A 24,528-nucleotide genomic window follows, 5' to 3' on the forward strand; every position below is an offset into this window, starting at 1 on the left:
TTATACTACAAACTAATCCTGGCAGTATTCGACCTTGCAATATTGATCAGGAAGTTTTAAAAGGTACCTTTAGAGAAAACTTGCACAATCAAATTAAGGCGCTAAGAACCTTCTTAACGCCCGGCGTTTTCTTCTTTTACCCGTAACAACCGTAGGCCGTTCGCGGTCACAAGCAGTGTCGCCCCAACATCCGCAAGGATCGCGATCCAAAGGGTTAACCATCCCGGTATCACCAATAACAGCGCCAATAATTTAATGCCTAGTGAGAAACTAATGTTTTGTTTAATAATGCGTAGCGCTCGTCGACTCAGTTTCATCGTATAGGGCAATTTTTGTAAATCGTCTCCCATCAAGGCAACGTCGGCGGTTTCCAATGCGGTATCAGCGCCTGCTACTCCCATGGCGATGCCTACATTGGATGAAGCTAAGGCAGGGGCATCGTTTACCCCGTCTCCAACCATAGCTACTTTTCGATGCTTTTCTCTAAACGCTTGAACATAAGATAGTTTATCTTCCGGTAAAAGATTGGCTTGAACATCGGTCACACCCACTTGTTGGCCAATGGCAGACGCCGTATCTTGATGGTCACCCGTAAGCATAATCGTCTGGTCGATGCCGATGTCATGGAGTTTGGAGATGACTTCCTGGCTCGTGTCTCGAACTTCATCAGCAACGGCAATCAGAGCTAAAATGGACTTATTCGTTCCAACAAACATTCCCGTCTTCCCTTGCTTTTGGAGATCTTCAAGGGAATGACGAATGTCTGGATCAATGGCATATCCCAGCACATCTTCCCATAAACTTAGATTCCCAACGTGGTACGTCGTCCCATCGATCGTGCCTTTGATCCCTTTTCCCGTGATCGAAGTAAAATCTTGAACTTTTTTATGTTGGTAAGAAATATTCGCTTGCTTGGCTTGATCGACGATGGCCGAAGCTAAAGGATGCTGAGATCGCGACTCTAACGCAGTCACTTTGGCTAATAGCTCATCTTCGTCTCCCGGGTGAAAAAGAGAAAAATCCGTCACCACCGGAACCCCTTTGGTTAAGGTCCCTGTTTTATCAAAAGCGATCGCTTTCAACGATCCGGCTTCTTCCAAATAAGCGCCGCCTTTAATTAAAACACCATTCTTAGCCGCATTGCCAATAGCTGTAACAATGGAAACCGGGGTTGAAATTACAAGTGCACACGGACAAGCTACAACCAATACAGCAAGCCCTTGATAAATCCATGCTTCCCAAGACGCTCCCATCATCAATGGCGGTAAAACAGCTACCAGCATAGCCAAAACCATAACGGCGGGTGTGTAATATTTCGCAAATCGATCCACAAACGCTTGGGCCGGAGCACGCTCCGCTTGTGCTTCTTCCACGAGATGGATCACTTTTGAAATGGTCGTGTCTTCGACATGCTTGGTAACACGAACTTCAAGGAACCCTTCTTCATTCAATGTTCCCGCAAAAACCTCATCATCGAGATTTTTTTCAACAGGAATGGACTCGCCGGTAACAGCTGCCTGATTTATGGAGGAATGACCGGCTACAACAACACCATCCATGGCCGCTTTTTGCCCCGGTTTGACGATCATGATGTCTCCAATCGCAATGTCGTCGACATGCACGGCCATCTCTTGGCCGTGTCGTTTAATAAGCGCTTCTTTGGGGGCTATATCCATGAGCGAACGAATGGATTGTCTCGCCCGATCCATGGAAAATCCCTCGAGTTCTTCACTAATGGCAAAAAGAATGACCACAATGGCTCCTTCCACCCATTCCCCGATTATGGCCGCCCCGATGACAGCGACCGTCATGAGCGTCTTCATATCAAATCGCAGGCGCATTAAATTCATAAGGCCGGCCTTAAATAGCGTATACCCCCCAACGACCATTGAAGTGGCATAAGCAAGCCAAGTGAGAAGGTTCTCTTGGCTATTGATAATTTGAGAAGCCACTCCAAATCCAAAAAAGAGGATCGCCAATATTATGGTTTGATATTTTTGCAAAAAGGATGGCTGATGAGTTGGTTCCGCTTCATCAGATGCATGTTCTGAACGGACTTTCAAATTTTCAAAGGAACCGGCCTGCTCCAATTCTTCCTTTGATGTGGATCCGTAAACGGTAATCTTTGAAGCCGCAAAATTCACCTGCGCATTGTCAACGCCATCTAATCGTTGCACATTCTTTTCAAACGTATCGGCACAATTCGCACACGAAAAGCCTTGGACGCGATAGACATATTTCTCAGCCTGATCAGCCACGATGGGTCTCCTCCCGGCCATGCGCCATAGCCGTTTCAATAATTTCTGTAACATGGTGATCATCTAAGGAATAAAACACCAATTTTCCTTCTTTCCGACTTTTCGCAATGCGTAAGTTTCTAAGATGACGGAGATGATGAGAAGCCGTTGCCGTCGTTGTCCCGATAATATGGGCCACGTCACAGACACAGAGTTCAGTCTCCTGAGTTAAGGCATAAGCAATTTTTAACCGGGTCTCATCAGATAACGCTTTAAAAATATCCCCTGTGAATGTGAAGCTTTCCGATTCGATAAGGGAAGATAATCGATGAACCTTTTCCTCGTCATAACAAAACACTTCACACTGATCTTGTTTTTCTTTCGTTTTCATCTCCTTCACCTTCATTCAAATAATCATTTGATTATTATACTATGGTGTAAAGGTCACATATGTCAAAAGAAACGACTGCCTCAGGATGAAGCAGCCAGATCTGCAATCTTAGAAGGAGTGTTTTTAAAAGAAAAGCTTAATCGTAGGGGTTGGATGGATTCAAAAGCTACGCCGAAACCCTTTAAAATTATGTTATACTAAAGAGACAATAGACAACCCATCCAGGGGTGGATGTTCACCGTTTTACCTTCACGCCATTGGCGCCCTTTTCTCAAGGGAGAAGGGAGGTGAACCGTCATGATCACATATGATACGGCTATGCTCTGTGTAGCCGTGGCCACGTTAGTGCTCTTGATGATGAAAAATGACGACGAAAAAAAGAAGTAACCACCCCTGGCCGCTAACCAAAAGGGTGGCTACTTCATCTACTCAATAGGTGAACAAAACCCCTGGCAAGTAGCAAGGGTTGTTCTATTGGGAGACCGTCGGTGCAGCAACACCGCACGGTCTTTTTAGTGTATGCCATTTCTATCTTAAGTATACAACAGATCGTTGCTGATGGCAAATGTCTCAGAATACACCAACATTCCAAGATTTGGCACTTTATTCAGTAATAAATATCATTTCTTGATAACAGCCTGAATCACATGGCCTAAACCCGAATGTCTTTTTCCTTCATTCCGCGTCGCTTCACCGTAATAAAAATGAATACATGTGTAATCTTTCATCCAATTCAGGATGTCTGCCGGGTCATATAACAAGTCAAGAGAGGGCGGTCCACCTGTTTGATACTTGAGTTGATCCTTGGAATACACTTCAAAAATGACATACCCACCAGGTTTCACTGCATCGATCATGTTTTCCATCAAGAATGATTGATCTGTTTTTGCAACGTGTCCAAATACCATAATGGCTGCATCAAATTGATGAATATTCACTTTCTCATTCGTTAAATCAATTTGAATGGTTTTTACATCAACGTTACTTTCACTTGCCAACGTTTGAGTTTTCTCAAGGCCAATGGCTGATTGATCATAAGTCGTCACGTCATGACCCAGTTTGGCTAGATAAACCGCATTCCGACCTTCACCTTCGGCAAAACAACCAACGTTTGAATGGTCCGGAATGATACTGCTCATATCGTGTATGAATTCATTTTCTTTTTGACCGTAAACAAAATCATTATCTGCAAAACTGTTATCCCAATGTTCTTTTGACATTTTATTCCTCCTCGTATTTATTTCTTTTCCGAGGGCTTCCGCCAGCTTCAGAATATTACGGTTTGGCGAATATTATCATGTTCATTAATGCTTGCTTAATCGTAGGGGTTGGATCGATAGAAAAAGATACGCCGACACCTATGCTCTGTGTAGCCGTGGCCACGTTAGTGGTCTTGATGATGAAAAATGACGACGAAAAAAAGAAGTAACCACCCCTGGCCACAAACCTAAGGCGGTTACTTCATCTACTCAATAGGTGAACAAAACCCCTGGTTGAATAACAAGGATTGTTCTATTGGAAGACCGTCGGTGCAGCAACACTGCGCGGTCTTTTTAGTGTATGCCTTTTCTATCTTAAGAATACAACAGATCGCTGCTGATGGCAAATGTCTCGGATCACATTATTTCTCACCGAATCGATCATGCTTTCCCTTCAAGAATGGTTGATCTGTTATCCATTCCACGGGACAATTTAACCTCTTCACGATAAAATTTATACAACTCGATTGTTTTTTATTGACAAATAATCCTTCTGGGCATATCATGTAACTATAAGTTGCATTAGGGCAAAAATTATTGCTCATGCAAAATTGTTTGTCCAAAGGAAATTTATTGCTTTGCTGTCGTGCTCGCTTAACTAAACATAGAAGAAATGAGGAATGGAAATTGAAGAAACCAGTTGTTATTTTATCTCTCTTTTCAAGTTTAGGGTTGTTGGTGTCTGCCTGTAGCGATGAAGAATCCGGTGCGGAAGAATCGGCCGCGGATGGGGATGGCCCCATCCAAGTGACATCGACGACGAGCCAAATCAGTGATATCGTGGAAAATGTCGGCGGGGAACACGTAGACAACACCGGGTTAATGGGCCCCGGCATTGACCCGCACGATTATGAAGCTTCCCAGGGAGATGTGGAAACGCTCGACGAAGCGGATATTATTTTTTGGAATGGTTTGAACCTGGAAGAACAAATGACTGAGATGTTGGGGCAAATGGGGAACGAAAAACCGGTGTATACACTAGGGGAAGAGGTTCCTGACGAAGACATTTTGGAGGACGAAGAAGAAGCCGGGACACCTGATCCACACATTTGGTTTGACCCTGAACTATGGTCTTATGCGGTTGAAGGCGTAGCAGACGGTTTAGCGGAGCTTGACCCTGAAAATGAGGACGATTACCGAGCAAATGCTGACACGTACATCGACGAAATCCAGGAACTGCAAGCATGGTCCGAAGCGGAAATCGAAAATATTGATGAAGAGAGCCGTGTACTCGTGACCGCCCATGACGCCTTCCAATACTTCGGTGACGCCGTAGGCATGGATGTGATGGGGCTGCAAGGCATTAGTACAGAGGCCGAGGTTGGACTAAGTGATGTGCAAGGCGTTATTGATGAAATGATCGAACGGGATATCAACGCGATTTTTGCCGAAACGAGCGTGTCCGACAGTGCCGTGGATGCCGTCATCGAAGGCGCGCAAGAACAAGGGCACGAGGTTGAAAACGGCGGTGCCCTTTATTCCGATGCGATGGGAGAACCCGACACCGAAGAAGGCACGTATGTCGGAATGTACGAAGCGAATGTCAATCAAATCGTGGAAGCCCTGGATTAAAGTAAAGTGAAGTGGGGGGAAGCATTCATAATTCGCTTTCTCCCAGTATTTCGTTTAATCACGAAAAGGAGTATCCATTATGAATCCGATAACTGCAAAGAACGTTACGGTGGCCTATCAGCGCAAACCGGTCCTCCAAAGTATTGATTTTGAGGCCCCGGAAGGCAAACTTATTGGCATCATCGGCCCCAACGGGGCGGGGAAATCAACATTGTTGAAATCGATTCTCGACCTTGTGCCCAAAGCCTCCGGGGAAGTCAACATTTATGGAAAACCATACCGTAAGCAACGGCAAAAGGTCGGTTATGTTCCGCAAAGAGGGTCGGTCGACTGGGATTTTCCGACGAATGCCCTCGACGTTGTGCTCATGGGACGATATGGACAGATTGGTATGTTTCGCAGAGTAAAAAAGAAGGACCGCAGAGAAGCCATGTCCTGTCTTGAAAAAGTCGGTATGGATCAATACGCAAACCGGCAAATCAGCCAGTTGTCGGGCGGCCAGCAACAGCGTGTGTTTCTCGCTCGCGCACTCGCCCAAAACGCGCAGGTCTATTTTATGGATGAACCATTCGTTGGCGTGGATGCCGCTACGGAAAGAGCGATTATCCAGTTATTAAGCGAGCTGAAAGACCAGGGCAAAACCGTTCTCGTCGTCCATCATGATTTGCATACCGTCCGGGACTATTTTGACTGGACCATGCTTCTGAATGTCCGTAAAATCGCTTTCGGGCCGACGACGGAAACATTCAAAAAAGACCTTTTGCAAAAAACATACGGCGGCAAATTAACACTTCTCGACCAGGAAGAAGAACAGGAAGTGACTCCACTTGCTTGAAATACTCAGTAACCCGAATGTCCAATGGGTGCTATTCGGGACGACCGCACTCGGCATCGCCGGCGGGGTGCTCGGAAGTTTTGCGCTGTTGCGCCGGCAAAGCCTGATCAGTGACGCCATGAGCCACGCTGCCCTCCCCGGCATTTGCATCGCCTTTCTCATCGTCGGCGAAAAAATGATGGGCGCCTTGCTGGTAGGGGCAGGATTGACGGCTTACCTGGGAACGTATTGCATTCAAGCGATCGCCTATTATACGCGCCTAAAAACCGATGCCGCCATCGGTTTGGTTTTATCTGTTTTTTTTGGGATCGGCATCGTTCTCCTCACCTTTATTAACAATCTTCCCATCGGGGGGCAAGCCGGTTTAAATGAATTTATTTTTGGGCAGGCAGCCGCGATGACAAGCTCGGATGTCCGTGTTATTTCTTCTGTCGCCTTGGTTTTGGTCATTATTACTATTTTACTTTTTAAAGAACTGAAATTGCTCATTTTTGATCGCGAGTTCGCACGAGGTATTGGTTTACCTACGACGGTTCTCAATGGTCTCTTAATGACGATGATCGTCGCAGCTGTCGTCATCGGTCTTCAAGCGGTCGGTGTCGTCTTGATGGTCGCGATGCTGATTGCGCCGGCGATTACCGCTCGCTATTGGACGGATCGGCTGGACGTCATGGTCATTTTATCCGGTGTTTTCGGTGCCATTTCCGGTATATTGGGCACGGTGACCTCGGCGCCGATTTCCGGTATGCCTACAGGTCCGATTATTATCGTTGCCGCTTGTATTGTTTTCTTTGTTTCCCTGATCGTTGCGCCAAAAAAAGGACTTGTTGTCAAAGCTTACCGTTTGCAGCAATTGCGCAAGCAAACGGCGAGAGAGCAAATTTTGCAAAGCCTGTATGAACTCGTGGAAGAACATTACCAAGCGTCCGGGTCGCTCACAGATTTCGCACGGGAAGAAATACGTGCATTACGCCCGTTATCCGAGCGAAGGTTTCGGAAAACATTGAACGGTCTGGAACGATCCGGGAAGATTGATGCAAAGGAAGAAGGGTATGCATTAACGACATCCGGGAGAGAAACAGCGCATAACGTTACACTCAACAATCGTTACATGCAGATGTATGCCATGCACGAAGCTCGCTTCGCCAATCTGCAAATGGAAAAACGGAACTGGGATTTCCTATCCCTCCCTGAAGAAGAGCGGGAACGTCTACACGCGTTATTGCAGGAGCATCAACTGGAACCAAGATTAATGCAGGGAGGTCGGCTTTAAATGAGTTATACATTTTGGATTCTTTTAACCGCCTCTCTTGTGGGTGTTTCCTGCGGGATCATCGGCGTCCTGCTTATTTTGCGGAAATTGGCGATGCTGTCCGATGCCATTAGCCATACGGTGTTACTGGGCATTATTTCTGCTTTCCTCATCACCCAATCGCTGGATGGGTGGACCATGTTTATCGGGGCAGCGATTGTCGGCTTGCTCACGACCGTGTTTGTGCAAATGCTCCATTCTGCAGGCGTACAATCCGATGCTGCGATCGGCATCGTATTTACATTTTTGTTTGCCATCGGGGTTATCCTCGTGTCCATGTATGCGGGCAATGTCCACATTGACGTGGAGCACAGCATCATGGGGGACATTGCGTTTATTCCCTGGGAGACGGTCAACTGGTTCGGGATTGAAGGGATTCCGCAGGCAGTTTGGATGCTTGGCATTGTCCTCGTCATCGATGTGATCCTGCTCTTTCTCTTTTATAAAGAATTCAAGGTTAGCACCTTTGACCCGGAACTGGCGGCTGCGATTGGGCTTCCCGTCGGTGTATTGCATTATCTCCTCATGGGAATGACATCCCTCACGGCGGTTGCCTCTTTCGACGCGGTTGGCGCCATTCTCGTCGTGGCCATGTTGATCGCGCCGGGCGCCACCGCGTATTTGCTGACGGAACGCTTAAGTATGATGTTTGTCCTTAGTGCTGTTTTCGGGGTGCTCGCCGCATTTTCTGGGTATTACATCGCGGCCTGGCTGGATGCTTCCATTGCCGGCATGATGGCGACGATGGCAGGCGTCATCTTCTTGCTTGCGTTTGTTTTCTCCCCGACCCATGGATTAATTGCGAAACGATTGCTGCAAAATCGGATCAAATATGAAGTATAATTGAAACCTGAGTGACGAATTTCAGGTTTCTTTTCACGTGATCAAGGCTTATGAATTCCAGTCTTATGATTTGTATGAAGCATTAAAATACTTTTCGAATTATTTTGTATTTATATCACTCAATTCTTTGATCGAATTGTTTTAGCGCTATTTACTTAATCATAAATTTGTTGTTATTATATTATCACTTGTCTCTTTTCTACCTACAGCATTTTCGTCACTCATGCTCTCCGGTGAATATGGTTCAATTTAGGGTGAAGGCTAGAGGCTGAGATGTATATTTCATAAAAGGGGGGGGAAATAAGAATTGAAAAATATTTCATTATTATTTTTTGGCACATTATTATCAGCATTGAGTATAACGTTATTTGCAATGCCTAATGAAATTGCTGATGGGGGCCATGTTGGTGTATCCTTACTTTTGTACTTTTCTTTAGGTATTTCCCCGGCACTCGTCGTATTTATATCATTTATCGTTATAACACTCATCAGCATTAAATATTTATCCCGGATTGTCGTTATTAAGACTGCCATTTCTACCGCGCTATTATCTCTTCTGACTTATTTGACAGAAGACCTCGGGCAACAACCAATCGGTGATCCATTGGTTGGTGGTATTTTTTTTGGTCTTTTTATGGGGGTGGGTTTTGCACTCATATTACACGCAGGTGGTTCTTATGGTGGGTCATCGACTGTAGCTTTAATATTGCGTAAAAGATTTGGCTGGGATGTCGTATTAGTCACTTTTATTTTAGATATTCTAATCGTTACGTCAGGTATCTTCATTATCGGTATACTAAATACATTGTATACGGTCATTGCTTTGTTTGTTGCAAAAGTAGCAACGGATTATGTATTAAATGGGTTCGATGCTAAAAAAGCTTTCCAAATCATATCGATCCATAATGAAGAAATTGCCAGGAGAGTAACGACAGATTTAGCATCCAGTGCCACGTACATTAATGGTTCTGGTGTATATACCAGTAAAGAGCAAAAAATATTATACATTATTGTAAAAAATCACAGGGTCATCCACTTGAGGAACATGATTAATGATATAGACAGTGAAGCTTTTGTCGTTGTTAGCAATGTCAAAGATGTTTCCGGAGGTACATTTTTTGCAGGAGATATGTTCCAAATAAATGAGGAAGAACAGGAAGATCAATCGAGTTAAATCCTTTTAACCGCACACGGAATTGATTGCAAAGCGGTTTTTACGCAAACGCATTCGTGACGTTAATGCCTATTTTCCTTCATTTGTGGTCAATGATCCTCCTGCTTCGACCACTTCACCGACTTTTTCTCCTAATCGATTTTGAGGGATCACATCCCGCTTCTGATCCCTCTCGGAACGGTTCAACCGACGGTTGAGGGATCACATCCCACTTCTGATCCCTCTCGGGACGGCTTCACTGGCGTTTGAGGCCACTTCGCCTGTCTGTTCCGATATTCTTTGCAACTCTGCACAAAAAAGAGCATCCTCCAAAATGGAGAACACTCAATCCATTATCTCTCATTATGATCCGGCTTCCAACTCTTCCGCCTGGGTCAGTGCGGAATCACTCACTCCCTGTTCATCCGGGCCCACATATTGAAGTTCTTCTTCATCCGCAAAATCTGTCCATTCCTGAACGAATGGCTCGGGGTCGCCCGAATTTTCATAAGAAGGGATTTTTAAAACGGGGTAACCGTCGAAGCCGTTGATGATTTCACTCGTCCTTAATTTCGATTCTTCCAGCTGACCATCACGATGAGCGAGGGGCTCATAAATCACCAAATCCGCCCCTGTTTCGTTAATGGTTTGCCAGTCTTGCTGCTCTACGAATTCCGTGGAGTCATTGCTCTGAAAATCATCCATATTAAAGTTATAAACCTGAAATTGATGATCGTAGTTATCCTCCAGGCTCTCCAGAAAAAGATTCGTCGCTTCGTCCTCTCCTGCCTCATTCGCAGTAAAAACCGCAACATGAATCTCATCGCCGGCTTCATACTGCTGTAAAAGCTCATCGATATCTTGATCCCCGTCCGCAGATGGAGCAGCAAACTCTCCTTCCATCTCCTGTTCCTGATCGCCTTCATTTTCTTGCTGGCTTTCGGAGAACTGCGCTATATATTGTGATTCTCCACGAGTGAGGGTATCTTCATGCTGCAAATTATAAAGCGCGATAACAACTACAACGGCTACTGCGTATGGGGCTACTCTTTTTAATATTTGCATCGTTATCCCCTTTTCCCTTTAATCACGGCGTTCATCATTGATGTCTTCGACCGTTTCGTCTTCATAATTAACTTCCAGGAGCTGGATGCCACCGAAGAATACGTCCGTCGGTCGTTCCTCGACGATATAGTCTAATTCACTCAGCTCTGCATCGGTTTCAGCATCGCCCCATTCCCCTTCGATGATGATCTGGTCTACACCTTCCTGACCGCTATAAACAAAGCGGGGGTAGTTCATCGCCTCGTAAATATCTCCATCAAAGTATACCGTATTCATGAGCACCTGACCCATAATTTGTGGAATTCTGCGTCCACCGGGGCTCCCTAGCCCCATAACAGTTTCCTGTTCTTCGCTGATAAAAATCGATGGCGCGATAAAACTGCGGGCACGTTTGCCGCTATCATAGTTATTCGGAGGCAAATCTTCGGGCGCAAAATTGCTCATCACGTCGTTGAGAAAAAATCCGGCGTCTGTCATCTCGCCTGAACCGAAGAAATTGCTCAGTGTATTCGTCGCGGATACCATGCGACCCTCTTCGTCAACGACGACGATATGGGTGGTATTTCCGTCACCGCTGTACTCGGACACCATTTCCTGTTCTTCCCCGGCCACGCTCACTTCATCGGTCTCGACCTCATCGGCCAAACCCTGCGTGTGTTCTTCACTCGTTAAATCATCCACATCCACATCCACATCGTTTGGGTCGCCAATATTTGACATTCGATCGTCGTATGCCACATCCGAAATTTGCGCGAACAAGTGCGCGAACGAGGCTGAATCCGGTTCATGTTCGTAGATCTCCAGTTGTTCAGCCATCTGTAACATTTGGATAAACGTTACCCCCGACGTGGGTGGTCCGCCTGAATAGACTTGATGGCCGTAAAACGATCCGGAAGCAGGTTCGGTTTCCAGCACGTCATAATTGTCCAAATCGTCTTCGGTGATACTGGACCGGTCTCCGGCTATCTCACTCGCCAGTTCACCATTGTAGAAATCCTCAAAACCCTCATCCCGAAGTTGCCTTAGCGTTTCCGCAAGCCTGGGCTGCACAAGCTCCTGCCCTTCCTGAAGCGCCATCCCTTCCGGATAAAATTCTTCGGCTGCATCGGGATCAATCCGACCGTCCGGTTGGTTGATCGTGCCGGCGTACTCCAGACGATTCGCCAACATATAATCGACTTCAAAGCCTTCCTCGGCATATTCAATCGCCGGTTCTATCAAGTCTTCCAGCGGCAGCGATCCATGTTCATCGTGAATATGCTCCATACCTCTCAAAAAGCCGGGCACGCCCGCCTGACTTTCACGTCCCTCGGCAGGTGATTCTTCCCGATAATCATAATAATCCGGATCCGCAGCCGGGTTATCGAGAACCAGCATTGCTCCGCCGCCCCCGATGCCTGATCCGTAAGGTTCTGTAACACCAAGGGTAAGGGAGACGGCAATCGCGGCGTCAACAGCATTGCCGCCGGCATCCAGCACATCCATGCCTACTTGCTGTGCCTGTTCATTGGATGTGCTCACACCATAATCACCGTCAAACTCGACGACATCTTCGGTTACCTCATCGTTTGTTTCCGTATCATCGGAGCCGTCTGTCGCCGGCTCCCCATCATTATCCTGAGTCATTATAAACGCGGTTATGAGCAAAAGCACCGCAATCATCGACATAACCACGATCATGTTTCGTGACAAAACCCGACCCCCTTCTTCAAAACACTACACCATAAAAGTTATTCTAACACATGTCCATGGTCAACTTCGAATACTAAGCGTCCATCGGATTGTTCATATGTCGAATCATCCGATGTATCCTTTGTTAATTGTTGAAAAATCCGCTCGCGATGATACGGCTCGGCCAGGCCATCTATCGGTCTTGGCTGGGCTTCGCGAATGCGAAAGGGGACGAGCTCAATCTCGGCCATGCCATCCTCGCCTAATTCATATTGAGCCACTACAGTATCCCTTGCCCGTGTCCAGCCCTGGTCAAACACAAAATTGCCGAGCGAGTAAAAGATAATACCGTCATTATAGACATCGACAGATTGCAATACGTGGGGATGATGCCCGACAACGATATCCGCTCCGGCATCCACATAGGCTTTCATCAACTCTTCCTGTCGATCCGTAACCGTGCTTGAGTATTCCACCCCGCTGTGAAGATGAGCGACGACGAGATCGGCTTGTTCATCCGCATCCTGTATCATTTCCAATGACTCGGCAGGACTGGACTCAGCGACGCCTTCACTCCCGGTGAGGGGCCAAACGTCATTAAAACCGACCGTCGCCACGGTGAGGTCATCATGCTGCTCGATGGAGATCGCTTCCTCGTCCTGACCGAAATAGGCACCCACCGTATCCACTTCTGAAGGTTCGAAAGCTGTAAGCGTAGACTGTAGCCCTTCTGAACCGTAATCGCGAATATGATTATTGGCGAGATTAACATTGGTAAAACCGGCATCATCAAGAATGCCGACGGTTTCCTGACCAGCTTCGAGAACGATCTCCTTGTCCTCGGGTTCATATTCGTTACCATCCATTAAGACGGGATTTTCAAGATTTCCGGTTACATAATCCGCTTCGTCAAAATAAGGCCTGGCATACTGAAACAAGGCCTCCGTACCACGATGATCGACCACTTGCTCGACATAACGGCCCGTCATAATGTCGCCGACAAAAGAGGCCGTGAAGGCATTTTCCTCATCACTGGCCACCGATGCAACATCCGGTGTGGGCCACCAATTGACGGACAGCAGGATGAGCAAGCAAATAATGGTACCAATCACCGCGTGCGGGAACGCTTTTCTTTTATGTTTTTTCGTTCGGGCGAGCATCGATTCCTGTAAATTAAACTCGCGTGTACGCTTTTCTCTCATCTCATCCCACACCCTAGATCATGTAAAGTATCGTTATGATGAAGAACGTAATGCCGCTGATCACCAACGTGCTCAACAATGTCGGCAGGACACCCTGACGTTGAAAGGAATTCGCGACCAGTCCGGGCACAATCACACCCAGCCCCCGAAACTCAACGGTCTCAAACGGGAAAATCGGAAAAAAATAATCGAAGATCATCTTCAACAAAATCCCGATCGTCATCATCGCCGCAAATTTACGGCGTCCGTATAAAATCGTCAAACGGCCGACGACCTGCATCGTAATGATGTATGTCAAAAAGCTGATAAAAAAGATCATCACGAGAAAGATCGGCTGATCAAAAACGAGGGCGACATATCCCGGCACAATCAGTCCCGCAGGCATAATGCCTGTCCGTTCCGTATAAATAAGGCTCAGTATCGTTCCGATCACGAGCGCAATATAAAGTTCTGTTCCAAACAATGCTCACCCAACTCCTCTGTTTAAACGGTCGACAGTTTCTTGTAATTTTCCAGTTCATGTATTAAGGGTTCTGCTGCACCATGGTAGTTGCCAATGCCCAATATGGTCGATCGGTCCATGGCTGAGACAACGAATTCATATATTTTTTCGGTTTTCTCATTTTCCATATTGTACAGTTCTTTAACATCCAGTTTTCCTTGTTCATAGGCTTTCACGATCTTGTTTGTACCTTCACCGATCAAAACGAGCTTACCTATGGACATATACGGAAGTAAATGCTCCAAAAATTGCTGCGTTCGTTCCGGACGATCCTCCCGGCAGTTCATGATGACGATAGGGTCGTCCGCGGGATATCCAAGGTGTAACGCATTTTCCCAAATATTCATCGTCGATGTCGGTTCATTCGCCGAAAACCCGTTCACAAAAAAGGAAACCTGTTGCTTTTGATCAACCATGGGCATTACGTGTGTCGCGCCGGGGGCTGCCTTCGCTTTTAACATCCCGCGGCTCGCTGTATGTTCATCGATACCGAGCGCTTTGGCAACGGCCAGGGCCAACGCTACATTTTCGGGAAAAACCATATACTCAAATTTTTGCAGAAAATGCGGGGATACAGCATTGGTATCCGCGACGAAGACCTGGGTATTTCGCCTGGCGGCCTCTTCTTCAAAATCCTCGACAAATGGTGACGGTGATGTGATGAATATGCCGTTATATGGAATCGTCACGCGGAATGCATCGACGACGTCCTCGATGGTTGGCCCCATCACTTCCATGTGATCTTCAATCACATTAACGACAACGCCAATATTCGCCTGCATCCAGTCATCCTGGAAAATTTTCTGGTACTCGGGATGAACCGCCATACATTCACTGACAAAAGCTTCGGCACCGTCATCGGCGGCTTCTTTCACCGCTTCTTTCTGTTCGCGAATGTTCGGCCCCTCCAGGCGTCGGACGATCGGTTTTTCCTCTTCCTGATACCAATAGAACATGCGCGCTTCAGTACCGGTTATTTTCCCGACGGTTTTGATGTCCGCTTCCATGAGAGCACCGGCGACGAGTCGAGTCACGGTAGACTTTCCGCGCGTACCGTTAATATTGATCCGAATCGGGATTTCGTTCACATGTTTATTGTGATTCTCTTTTTCACGCATACCTAACGCGAGGACGATGAGCAGGCTAATACCTACAATAAGGGTAAACACATAAGGCCCTTCTTTCTTGGCTTCCATTCTTTTTCCTGTTTAAGTAACATGTTTCGACAAGCATTGGTTCCATAAAAAGTATACGTGAATCACGCTCATTTATCTACCGTTAAAACGTTGCAATTCTATTACAATCTCTGCTCATTTTCTTACCCGTCTGTAATCGTTACAAAATTGCTTTTAAAACGATTTTTCTTTTTCCAGCATACCCTGATTTTCACCCTTCCATAATTTTAATAAAGAAAAAAATATGCCTAGCAGCGGGTTAAACTGCTAAGCATAGCCCTTACATGTTTTGTAATGCGCTTTCAATAGATTCTTCGCCTGAAGTGAGGTCAAATGATTTGCCGATCGTATCTCTATTTTTTAATGATGCTATGATCGTATTCGCAACGTCTTCACGAGGGATCTCATCCCGGTCAAGATCGTACGCGGCCTTGATCTTCTCTTTTCCGGCATCGTTCGTTAAGAGACCGGGTCGAATGATCGTGTAATCGAGACCACTGGAGGCAAGCCATACATCGGCATAGTGTTTCGCCGCACTGTAATAAGCCGCTTTTCCCATCCATTTTTCCCGATGATGAACCCCGATCGCACTCACGATCACGAAGCGTTTGGCACCGGCTGCTTTCGCGGCCTCCATGGATTTAACCGCGCCATCGAAGTCGACCATCATCGTTTTATCCGCACCGGTATGTGCGCCGGATCCTGCCGTGAACACGACGGCATCCATCCCCTGGGCGGCGGCCGTTAAATCTTCAACGCTTCCTTCGACATCGGCCAGCACGGTGTCGGCCCCCATATCCTTAAATGGCTTTTGCTGCTCTTCTTTTCGCACCATCGCCCTGGGTGTATAGTTTTCCTCGTTAACGAGCTTTTCTACAAGTTGGTTTCCTATTTGACCATTTGCGCCTATGACGAGTACATTCATGGCTTGTCCACTCTCCTTCAAATACTGAACTCACTTAATATGTGTACCCTAAAGCAAGGCAAAACAAACATCGTTACCGCTTTGCCAATAAGGGGCGAATAAGGTCACCGTCACTATATAAACCCACGAGTCCAAGCATTGTTAACAACACGCGTTGGGGACCGAGATAGCTCTTCTCCGGTTGATACCATTCATCGAGGGAGTGGGCCGCCCCCGCCTGCCCCCCGCCACCCAGGGTAAGTGAAGGTATCCCAATGCTGATCGGATAGTTGGCATCTGTACTGACAGCTTTTGAGAGCTTTGGTTGCAGCGAAAGCGTTTCTGTTGCCTGCCAGGCGGTCCGGACGATAATATCATCCTCGGCTTGCCTGGCAACCGGCCGGTCGCCGATTTTTTCAATCGAAGAGCTGATACCGTGATCCTCCGTGTATCCCCAGCGCTCGTTTTCCGCATTCATCGCTTGCTCCACAATCTTCTGTATGTTTTTCTCCAGTACATCCAATTCCCCTTTTCCATTTGAACGAATATCCACACCTATCGAGCACGTTTGGGCGATGGCTGTCGGAATCGTTCCGCCTTCGATCACACCGACATTAAACGTCGTCTTCGGATCGGTCTCTACTTCCAGTTCGGCAATGGCAGTCGTTGCCCGTGCCGCTGCATGAACAGCGCTCGGCGTGCCAAAAGAACCGAAGCTATGGCCTCCCGGCCCCCGAAACGTGATCGTATACCGGTAGCTCCCGGTGCCTTTATAGATGATTTCGCTCGGAGACACGGCATCGATGGAAATAAACCCGTCAACGTTATCGTGTTCCCGGAAAAAAGCTTTCACTCCCCGCAAATCTCCCGGCCCTTCTTCTCCTACCGTTCCCCCGAAAATGATATCTCCGATCGTTTGCAGGCCCGCTTCATTGCAGGCACGAATCAACGATAATAACGCCGCGAGCCCGCGCGCGTCATCAGTAATCCCGGGCCCGTAATAAACACCCGCTTTTTCCGTTACCGTGAGGTCAACATCGGCCGAAAAAACACTGTCCAGATGAGCACTCACAAATAGTGTAGGGCCTTTGCCCTCCCCTTTTTGCCAGCCGTATACATTCCCTTCCATATCCGAGGTGACATCCTCCAAACCGAGGGAACGCAAACGTTTTTCATAATCTTCTGCCCGTGCCTCCTCCGTAAACGGCGGGGCCGGAATCTCTGCGAGTTCAATTTGTTCTTTCAGGACACGCGCGTCATCTTCAAAAAGAAACTGCAGCGCGCGCTTGACTTGTTGCGATTGCTTAAGGCGTGCATAAACATCATTCATTTTCAAGCCTCCTCTCCCCTCATTATGGAGGATATCCTTTTTCCGGTCACTGTCTGCATGAAATTTATCCGTTTGCAGACGATAAACGGATAAGAGATTTTCGGAAAAGAGGTCGAGCCCATGAACAAGAAAAAGATTGGGGCCGTTTTTTATTGGTCAGCCAGCATTGTTTTACTCATTGTTATAGTTGGATTCTTCGCACCTGATTTCCTCGAGACGGTGACCGCGCAAACACAGGAAATGATCTCGTCAATCTTTGGTTGGTATTACTTAATCATTGTCTCAATCTTTGTGCTGGTATGTCTCTTTTTTATCGTTAGTCCGTACGGGAAAATAAAACTGGGCAAAGAGGAGGATCAGCCTGAGTTTAAGCTGCCTTCCTGGTTCGCTTTGCTGTTCAGTGCCGGTATGGGTACCGGTCTGCTCTTCTGGGGAGCAGCCGAGCCTATTTCCCATTACGCACTCGATTCGCCGACTGTTGAACCCGGAAGTGATGAGGCTATACTGGAATCCATGAGATTCGTGTTTTTCCATTGGGGCCTGCATGCCTGGGGTATTTATGCCATCGTTGCCATCTGCCTCGGTTATTTTAAGTTTCGCAAAGAGGAATCCGGGACGATTAGCTCTGCGCTTTCTCCGCTCATGGATTCAGAAGGCGCATGGGGGATGATCATTAATGTGATCGCGGTTGTCGCGACCGTGAGCGGGATAGCGACCACACTTGGATTCGGTGCTGTGCAAATAAACGGGGGCATTACGTTTCTGACCGGCATAGGCGAGAGTTTCCTGTTTCAATTAGGGATCATTGCGGTGATCACCGTCTTATACCTTATCTCATCAGCCACGGGCATTCAAAAAGGCATTCGTTACTTAAGCAATACGAATATGGTCCTTGCCGGTGTATTGCTGTTATTTGTCATAATCGCAGGCCCCACCCTTTTTTCATTAAACATTTTTACAAACACCATTGGAGAGTACTTGCAATCATTGCCGGAAATGAGCTTTCGCATCGCCCCCACTGATCCGGATGCCCGGGCCTGGATTAACGACTGGACGATTTTCTATTGGGCCTGGTGGATGGCCTGGTCACCCTATGTTGGTACCTTTGTCGCCCGTGTATCAAAGGGGCGTACATTACGGCAATTCACCGTAGGTGTCCTGCTCGCCCCTTCGATTGTCGGGTTCATCTGGTTTTCTTTTCTGGGGGGATCGTCGATCTTCCTGGAAAGCCAGCAGGGGGCAAATCTTTCATCACTGGCAACCGAAGAAATGTTGTTCGGGCTGTTGGACCATTTGCCGCTGGCGACGGTTATGTCCATATTAGCGATCGTGCTCATTGCCATATTCTTCATAACTTCCGGAGATTCGGCAACCTTTGTCCTCGGAATGCAAACGAGTAACGGGGACACGAACCCCGCCAGAAGGGTCAAGTTCATCTGGGGGATTTTGCTCTCGGCGATCGCCACCATTCTTTTATATTCAGGCGGCCTGCAAGCGGTAGAAAATACGATGATCATAGCGGCGTTTCCATTCTCGATTGTGATGCTTCTCATGATATTCGCTTTACTAAAGGCTTTACGTAAAGAGAGAAAAGAGCAAAAACAAGCGAACACGCGATAAAACCCTGGGGGGCTCCGGGGGGCCTGCTTTCGGGAGGGGGGGATCTCATTTTTCGTACCCCTCGGAGTTGATCGGCGTCCTTTTGGGGATGATTTTCGCTTTTTCGTACCCCGCGGAGTTGATCGGCATCCTTTTGAGGGATGATTTCCGCTTTTTCGTACCCCGTGGAGTTGATCGGCATCCTTTTGGGGGATGATTTCCGCTTTTTTATACCCCGCGGAGTTGATCGGCATCCTTTTGGGGGATGATTTTCGCTTTTTCGTACCCCGCGGAGTTGATCGGCGTCCTTTTGGGGGATGATTTCCGCTTTGTCGTACCCCGCGGAGTAACTCCGCATCCTTTTGGGGGATGATTCCCGCTTTGTCGTACCCCGCGGAGTTGATCGGCATCCTTTTGGGGGATGATTTCCGCTTTTTCGTACCCCGCGAAGTAACTCCGCATCCTTTTGAGGGATGATTTCCGCTTTTTCTTACCCCGTGGAGTTGGTCGGCATCGTTAAAGCCCCCAACGCTACCTCTCTTCTTCCATCACCGTCGCGAGTTCCGTCCAGCGATTCATGGCTTCCTCCAGATCAGCGGCGACTTGTTCCTGTTCTTTTAACAGTTCCTGAATACGGGCGGAATCGCTGCCGGCAGCCGCCATGTCTTTTTCCAGTTCCGCTTGTTTGTGCTCAAGGTCGGCGATGGTGTCTTCGATCGTTTTCCATTCCTGTTGGTCTTTATAAGAAAGTTTTTTTCCCTGGCGCTGTTTAGGTGCTCGTGAAGCTGATTTTTGTGTTGTCTGCTCGGCTTCCTTACTCTGCAAATAGTCTTCAAACCGGCCATAATAGCTTTCTATCTTCCCGTCCGATTCAAAGATCAGGAGACGTTCGGCGACGCGATCGAGAAAATAACGATCGTGCGAGACACTGATGACAGCACCGGGAAATTGGGTCAAGTAATCTTCAAGCAACCGCAACGTTGAAATATCGAGGTTATTCGTCGGTTCGTCCAAAAACAGCACATTCGGCTCTTCCATGAGGATGCGCAGCAAATACAAGCGGCGCCGCTCCCCTCCGGAAAGACGGCTGACATACGTCCACTGCTGCGCGCGGGGAAACAAAAACCGCTCCAGCATTTGCTCGGCCGTGATCGTCACGCCTTCTTTCGTCGTGATCACTTCCGCGCCTTCGCGTATATATTCGAGTACGCGAAGGGAACCGTCAATCTCCGCTTCGCCTTGCGTAAAATAACCGATGCGCACCGTCTCGCCTATGTCTACAACGCCTCTATCGGGTTGCAGGCGCCCGGCCAGGAGGTGAAGAAAGGTGCTTTTCCCCGTCCCGTTGGCGCCGGTGATTCCGATTCGATCGCCCCGGTCCACGCGCATGCTGACATCATCCAAAATGACTTTATCCCCGAACCATTTCGAAACGTCCGTCGCTTCAATCACTTTTTTCCCGAGCCTTTTCGAATCTGAAACGAAGTCAATCGTCCCCTGCTCCGGCTCGGGCGTATCCGCTTTTAAAGCTTCGACGCGCTCGACGCGTGCTTTTTGTTTCGTGCCCCGCGCTTTCGGCATGCGTTTGAGCCAGGCCATCTCCCGGCGCAGCGTATTCTGGCGCTTTTCTTCTTCCCGTTCGGCCTGGGCGTCCCGTTCCGCTTTTTTGATTAAATACGTTTCATAATTGCCTTCATAATAATGGAGTTTGCCATGTTCAAGTTCATAAATGGCATCTGTCACCCGGTTCAAAAAGTAACGGTCGTGCGTCACGAGGAGGAGTGCGCCCGTATAGGCATGCAAAAATGATTCAAGCCAGGTGATCGAAGCGGCATCGAGGTGATTGGTCGGCTCGTCAAGGATGAGCAGATCGGCAGGTTGAATGAGCGCTTTAGCCAGGGCCACGCGTTTATGTTGGCCACCGGAGAGCTCATCAACATCGGCCTCCAGATCGGCGAAACCTAATTTGGTCAGAACGGTTTTCGCCGCTGTCTCTGCTTCCCAGGCACCTTCTGCGTCCATGTCCGCCTGCGCTTCATAGAGTTGTTTTTCCGCCGCTTGGTCTGAAGGATTTTGTTGATAGCGGCGAAGCGCTTGCTCATAACGACGAAGGGTGCGCAACACCGGAGCCCCACCTTCATATACTTTGGAAAGAATACTCCCGCCTCCGCTTAACTGCGGCTCCTGGTCGACATAAGCGACGGTAAATGATTTGGCGTGTCGAATCTCTCCTTGTTCTGTCCCTTCAGCTCCGGTCAGTATTTGCAGCAGCGTTGACTTCCCGGTTCCGTTCGCTCCGATTAATCCGATTCTTTGTTTCGGTTCGATGGTAAAAGAGACATCGTCCAGTAATGTTTTATCCCCGAACGTTTTCTTGAGATCATTGGCGACTAATAGACTCATAAATGCCCTCCTTCCATCACTGTCTGCCATATTAACACATATTTTGAACGTTTGAACATCTGTCAACCTGGGAAGTAATCGTTATAGATGAGGATCACAAGGAGGAAAGCCATGTACATTATCGAGAAAAAACGCCGACTCATCCATGATCATGATGGTCGCTGCACCCCCTCCGAGCCGACGGAAGTCATTTCAAGGACACAGGCCCGCCAAAAAGTAGCCTATAAAGCCTATCACTTTTGTTCCTGCGCAAGAAAAGACTAGCATTCATTATTTCTATTACGACTAGCGGCTACCTCATCACTCGTGAGGTAGCCGCTTCTTTAGGTAAAGTAAACACAAATTCTATTACAGTTCACTTCCTGAACGTCAATCTCCATGTCATAAATATCGCGCAACGTATCCCGATTAATAATCTCGTGGCATCGTCCCTTTTGAACGAGACGCCCGCCTTTCAAGGCGATAATTTCATCGGAATAACAGGAGGCAAAATTAATGTCGTGGACGACGATCATGATCGTTTTCCCCAAATCATCAACCAGGCTTCGCAACGTTTTCATAATCTGGACCGAATGTTTCATATCCAAATTATTTAACGGTTCATCCAGGATGATATAATCCGTATCCTGGGCGAGGACCATGGCGATATAAGCCCTTTGCTTTTGCCCCCCGCTCAGTTGATCGAGAAATTTATCCTGGATGTCCCGCAGCGCCATATAGTCAATGGCATCATCCACGTGCAACCAATCTTCTTTCGTTAACTTGTTTTGCGAATAAGGAAAACGGCCAAAGCTCACGAGCTCCCGAATCGTTAAACGAATATTGATATCGTTGGATTGTTTTAATATCGATATTTTTTTCGCCAGTTCGTTGCTCTTAAATTTGTCAATGTTCTTGCCGTCAAAAAATACATCGCCTTCATCTTTTTTGAGCAAGCGGCTAATCATCCCGATGAGTGTGCTTTTGCCTGCGCCGTTAGGACCGATAAAAGATGTAATCGTCCCTTTCTTTACTTGTACCGAGACATCATCGACGACTTTTTTTCCATCATACATTTTCGTTAGATTATTTGCTTCCAGAACGGATTCTTTGGATACGACCTGTTCTTTTTCCAACATTTTCATGCTCATTACCTTTTCGTCCCCCTTAGTAACAGGTAAATAAAGTAAGTGCCGCCGATGAAGTTAATAATGACACTGAGTGGCGCAGCATATTCAAACACGTGCTCAACGACCAGCGTTCCCCCGACGAGGGCAACAATACTGACGAGAATCGATGCATTAATCAAATGGCTGTGCTTAAATGACCGGAGCAGCTCGCGGGCTACATTGACGACGAGGAGTCCAAGAAACATGATCGGCCCGACGAGGGCGGTTGAAACGGAAACCATAACCGCAATCACGATCAGAAATCTCCGGATCACACGGTCATAAGGGACCCCAAGATTGATCGCCTGATCACGCCCGAGTGAAAGGGCATCGAGATACTTGAGGTATGGCCGGACATAGATCATCGTCAGAATGAGAATCACCATCGCCAGCCATAAAAGGTCTTCATTAATATTGCTGAAGCTGGCAAACATCTCGTCCTGTATGGATAAATATTCATTAGGGTCCATAAGCACTTGCATAAACGTCGATAAACTTGAAAACAGTGTTCCGAAAACAATGCCGACCAGCAAAAGAAAATAAATATTTTGTTGTTCGCCCCGAAACAGCAAAAGGTACAACAGAAGCGCAAAAAGCACCATAATGATAATCGACGCGATGAAATTGGCCCCTTGACTAAATAGAACGAGACCGGCCGTCCCGAAAAAGAAAATCAGGACCGTTTGTACGAGTATATAAAGGTTATCAAGGCCGATAATGCTCGGCGTTAAGATGCGGTTATTGGTGATCGTCTGGAAAATCATCGTCGAAAATGCGATGGCAGCGCCCACGATGATGATCGCGATGACACTTCTTCCTCTTCTCGGCAGGGCGTAATCCCAGCCTTCCGGGCTAAGGCCGATAAACATGTAAGTGGCGATCAGTCCGGTTGCGGCAACGATAAGTGCGGTAAATATCCATCTAGCCTGCATGTTTGTTTCCCCTTAAGAGAAGGTAAAGAAATATGGCGCTGCCGATGATTCCTACCATAAGTCCGATCGGGACTTCATACGGATAGATGATAACCCTTCCCAAAATATCACAGGCCAACAGGAAGATAGCACCGAATAAAGCGGTATGCGGCAGACTACTCTTAAGATTATCGCCCCTCATGATCGAGACGATATTCGGGATAATGAGCCCCAGAAAGGGAATGGAACCGATCGTCACAACCACCGTTGCCGTAATGATCGCGACGATAAACAGGCCGGCATTCATAATTCGATTGTAGTTCATCCCTAAATTGGCTGAAAAATCGCGTCCCATACCAGCCACCGTAAAGCGGTTGGCATATAAAAAGGCAAGGATCACCAACGGTACACCGATATACAGAATTTCATAATTCCCTCTGATTACGAGCGAAAAGCTCCCTTGCATCCATGAAGACAGGCTTTGCATCAAATCATTTTGATAGGCAAAAAACGTCGTTACCGCTTCGACGACACTGCCGAGCATTAAACCGACGAGCGGAACAAAGATCACATTTTTAAAGCGGATCCGCTCCAGTATTTTCATAAAAAGAAACGTTCCCCCGAGGGCAAACAACATGGCGACGAACATCCGCTCCAGCGTACTCGCCCCCGAGAAAACCAGTATCGCGACGAGAATGCCCAGGCGCGCCCAATCCATCGTTCCCGCGGTCGTGGGAGAGACGAATTTGTTCTGTGTGAGCTGCTGCATGATTAATCCACATACACTTAAGCTGACACCGACAATGATAATGCTCATCAACCTGGGAAACCGACTGATCAGAATGGTCTGGACTTGTTCGTCGTCAAGATTGAAAACATCCAATGGTGTTATGTCCTGAACGCCGACGAATAAAGAGACCAGCGATAATATAATAAGCAGCGGCAGTAAGTATTTGATTTTCATAAGTTTATCACCATGCAGCAACTCTGAATCAACACAAAACAGAAAATGATAA

22 protein-coding genes are annotated in these 24,528 nt (G+C 47.4%); 8 read left to right on the plus strand and 14 right to left on the minus strand.

The annotated features are described in order from the left end of the window. Positions 1 to 113 precede the first annotated feature (113 nt). The 3 genes from BLS58_RS05325 to BLS58_RS05335 all read right to left on the minus strand — a co-directional run bounded on the left by BLS58_RS05325 (position 114) and on the right by BLS58_RS05335 (position 3,848). Complete coding sequence (locus tag BLS58_RS05325; RefSeq protein WP_090396732.1) at positions 114 to 2,279, minus strand: heavy metal translocating P-type ATPase; 2,166 nt, start codon at positions 2,277 to 2,279, stop codon at positions 114 to 116. Beyond that, a complete protein-coding gene (locus BLS58_RS05330) occupies positions 2,251 to 2,628 on the minus strand; it encodes an ArsR/SmtB family transcription factor (RefSeq protein WP_090396734.1) in 378 nt (125 codons plus the stop codon). The genes BLS58_RS05325 and BLS58_RS05330 overlap by 29 nt, the downstream gene beginning before the upstream one ends. Before the next feature lie 620 nt (positions 2,629 to 3,248). After that, positions 3,249 to 3,848, minus strand: a complete 600-nt coding sequence (locus BLS58_RS05335; protein WP_090396736.1) for a class I SAM-dependent methyltransferase — start codon at positions 3,846 to 3,848, stop codon at positions 3,249 to 3,251. 62 nt (positions 3,849 to 3,910) lie between these two features. Between BLS58_RS05335 and BLS58_RS17455 the strand changes: the two genes are divergently transcribed. The 6 genes from BLS58_RS17455 (at position 3,911) to BLS58_RS05360 (ending at position 9,623) form a co-directional block, all read left to right on the plus strand. Then, entirely contained in the window at positions 3,911 to 4,057 is a 147-nt protein-coding gene (locus BLS58_RS17455) for a hypothetical protein (protein ID WP_176764625.1), read from the plus strand. A 457-nt stretch (positions 4,058 to 4,514) separates the two neighbouring features. Beyond that, positions 4,515 to 5,459 carry a metal ABC transporter solute-binding protein, Zn/Mn family gene (locus BLS58_RS05340; RefSeq protein ID WP_245723065.1) on the plus strand — a complete coding sequence of 315 codons (945 nt, stop codon included), beginning with the start codon at positions 4,515 to 4,517 and terminating at the stop codon, positions 5,457 to 5,459. Positions 5,460 to 5,538: 79 nt separating this feature from the next. Further along, entirely contained in the window at positions 5,539 to 6,294 is a 756-nt protein-coding gene (locus BLS58_RS05345) for a metal ABC transporter ATP-binding protein (RefSeq protein ID WP_090396738.1), read from the plus strand. After that, positions 6,287 to 7,567 carry a metal ABC transporter permease gene (locus BLS58_RS05350; RefSeq protein ID WP_090396741.1) on the plus strand — a complete coding sequence of 427 codons (1,281 nt, stop codon included), beginning with the start codon at positions 6,287 to 6,289 and terminating at the stop codon, positions 7,565 to 7,567. The genes BLS58_RS05345 and BLS58_RS05350 overlap by 8 nt, the downstream gene beginning before the upstream one ends. Beyond that, the gene (locus BLS58_RS05355) at positions 7,568 to 8,449 is read left to right on the plus strand and encodes a metal ABC transporter permease (protein WP_090396743.1); all 882 of its coding nucleotides are present in this window, start codon (positions 7,568 to 7,570) and stop codon (positions 8,447 to 8,449) included. It begins immediately after the preceding gene. A 307-nt stretch (positions 8,450 to 8,756) separates the two neighbouring features. Next, complete coding sequence (locus tag BLS58_RS05360; protein ID WP_090396745.1) at positions 8,757 to 9,623, plus strand: YitT family protein; 867 nt, start codon at positions 8,757 to 8,759, stop codon at positions 9,621 to 9,623. Positions 9,624 to 9,965: 342 nt separating this feature from the next. Here BLS58_RS05360 and BLS58_RS05365 read toward each other — a convergent pair whose 3' ends face one another. The 7 genes from BLS58_RS05365 to BLS58_RS05395 form a co-directional block, all read right to left on the minus strand. Next, positions 9,966 to 10,667 (minus strand): hypothetical protein, encoded by a 702-nt coding sequence (locus BLS58_RS05365; RefSeq protein WP_090396747.1) that lies wholly within the window; start codon positions 10,665 to 10,667, stop codon positions 9,966 to 9,968. Positions 10,668 to 10,685: 18 nt separating this feature from the next. Further along, positions 10,686 to 12,359 (minus strand): gamma-glutamyltransferase family protein, encoded by a 1,674-nt coding sequence (locus BLS58_RS05370; RefSeq protein ID WP_090396749.1) that lies wholly within the window; start codon positions 12,357 to 12,359, stop codon positions 10,686 to 10,688. 38 nt (positions 12,360 to 12,397) lie between these two features. Further along, the gene (locus BLS58_RS05375) at positions 12,398 to 13,540 is read right to left on the minus strand and encodes a CapA family protein (protein WP_090396753.1); all 1,143 of its coding nucleotides are present in this window, start codon (positions 13,538 to 13,540) and stop codon (positions 12,398 to 12,400) included. Between the two features lie 13 nt (positions 13,541 to 13,553). After that, positions 13,554 to 14,003: a poly-gamma-glutamate biosynthesis protein PgsC gene (pgsC, locus tag BLS58_RS05380; protein ID WP_090396755.1), complete on the minus strand. Its 450-nt coding sequence runs from the start codon at positions 14,001 to 14,003 to the stop codon at positions 13,554 to 13,556. 20 nt (positions 14,004 to 14,023) lie between these two features. Continuing rightward, the gene (gene pgsB, locus BLS58_RS05385) at positions 14,024 to 15,238 is read right to left on the minus strand and encodes a poly-gamma-glutamate synthase PgsB (protein WP_425433667.1); all 1,215 of its coding nucleotides are present in this window, start codon (positions 15,236 to 15,238) and stop codon (positions 14,024 to 14,026) included. A gap of 259 nt (positions 15,239 to 15,497) precedes the next feature. Next, positions 15,498 to 16,142 (minus strand): SDR family oxidoreductase, encoded by a 645-nt coding sequence (locus BLS58_RS05390; protein WP_090396756.1) that lies wholly within the window; start codon positions 16,140 to 16,142, stop codon positions 15,498 to 15,500. Positions 16,143 to 16,215: 73 nt separating this feature from the next. Further along, a complete protein-coding gene (locus BLS58_RS05395) occupies positions 16,216 to 17,451 on the minus strand; it encodes a M20/M25/M40 family metallo-hydrolase (protein WP_090396758.1) in 1,236 nt (411 codons plus the stop codon). Positions 17,452 to 17,571: 120 nt separating this feature from the next. On the opposite strand from BLS58_RS05395, the gene BLS58_RS05400 reads away from it, so the two are divergent. Continuing rightward, positions 17,572 to 19,071, plus strand: coding sequence for a BCCT family transporter (locus tag BLS58_RS05400; RefSeq protein ID WP_090396760.1), 1,500 nt, complete (start codon positions 17,572 to 17,574; stop codon positions 19,069 to 19,071). Between the two features lie 510 nt (positions 19,072 to 19,581). On the opposite strand, the gene BLS58_RS05405 is transcribed toward BLS58_RS05400, so the two are convergent. Then, positions 19,582 to 21,453 carry an ABC-F family ATP-binding cassette domain-containing protein gene (locus BLS58_RS05405; RefSeq protein WP_090396763.1) on the minus strand — a complete coding sequence of 624 codons (1,872 nt, stop codon included), beginning with the start codon at positions 21,451 to 21,453 and terminating at the stop codon, positions 19,582 to 19,584. 111 nt (positions 21,454 to 21,564) lie between these two features. On the opposite strand from BLS58_RS05405, the gene BLS58_RS17460 reads away from it, so the two are divergent. Further along, the gene (locus BLS58_RS17460) at positions 21,565 to 21,717 is read left to right on the plus strand and encodes a hypothetical protein (RefSeq protein WP_176764626.1); all 153 of its coding nucleotides are present in this window, start codon (positions 21,565 to 21,567) and stop codon (positions 21,715 to 21,717) included. Positions 21,718 to 21,776: 59 nt separating this feature from the next. Here the strand turns inward: BLS58_RS17460 and BLS58_RS05410 are convergent, their stop codons facing one another. Genes BLS58_RS05410 through BLS58_RS05420 form a run of 3 tightly spaced genes read right to left on the minus strand, consistent with a single transcriptional unit; the run spans position 21,777 to position 24,476 of the window. Then, the gene (locus BLS58_RS05410) at positions 21,777 to 22,583 is read right to left on the minus strand and encodes an iron ABC transporter ATP-binding protein (protein WP_090396765.1); all 807 of its coding nucleotides are present in this window, start codon (positions 22,581 to 22,583) and stop codon (positions 21,777 to 21,779) included. Then, positions 22,583 to 23,533, minus strand: coding sequence for an iron chelate uptake ABC transporter family permease subunit (locus BLS58_RS05415; RefSeq protein ID WP_218126152.1), 951 nt, complete (start codon positions 23,531 to 23,533; stop codon positions 22,583 to 22,585). The genes BLS58_RS05410 and BLS58_RS05415 overlap by 1 nt, the downstream gene beginning before the upstream one ends. Beyond that, positions 23,523 to 24,476, minus strand: coding sequence for an ABC transporter permease (locus BLS58_RS05420; RefSeq protein ID WP_090396767.1), 954 nt, complete (start codon positions 24,474 to 24,476; stop codon positions 23,523 to 23,525). Before BLS58_RS05420 ends, BLS58_RS05415 begins: the two co-directional genes overlap by 11 nt. Positions 24,477 to 24,528: the final 52 nt, after the last annotated feature.

The sequence above is a fragment of the Natribacillus halophilus genome (genome assembly GCF_900100185.1).
GTDB lineage: Bacteria > Bacillota > Bacilli > Bacillales > Marinococcaceae > Natribacillus > Natribacillus halophilus.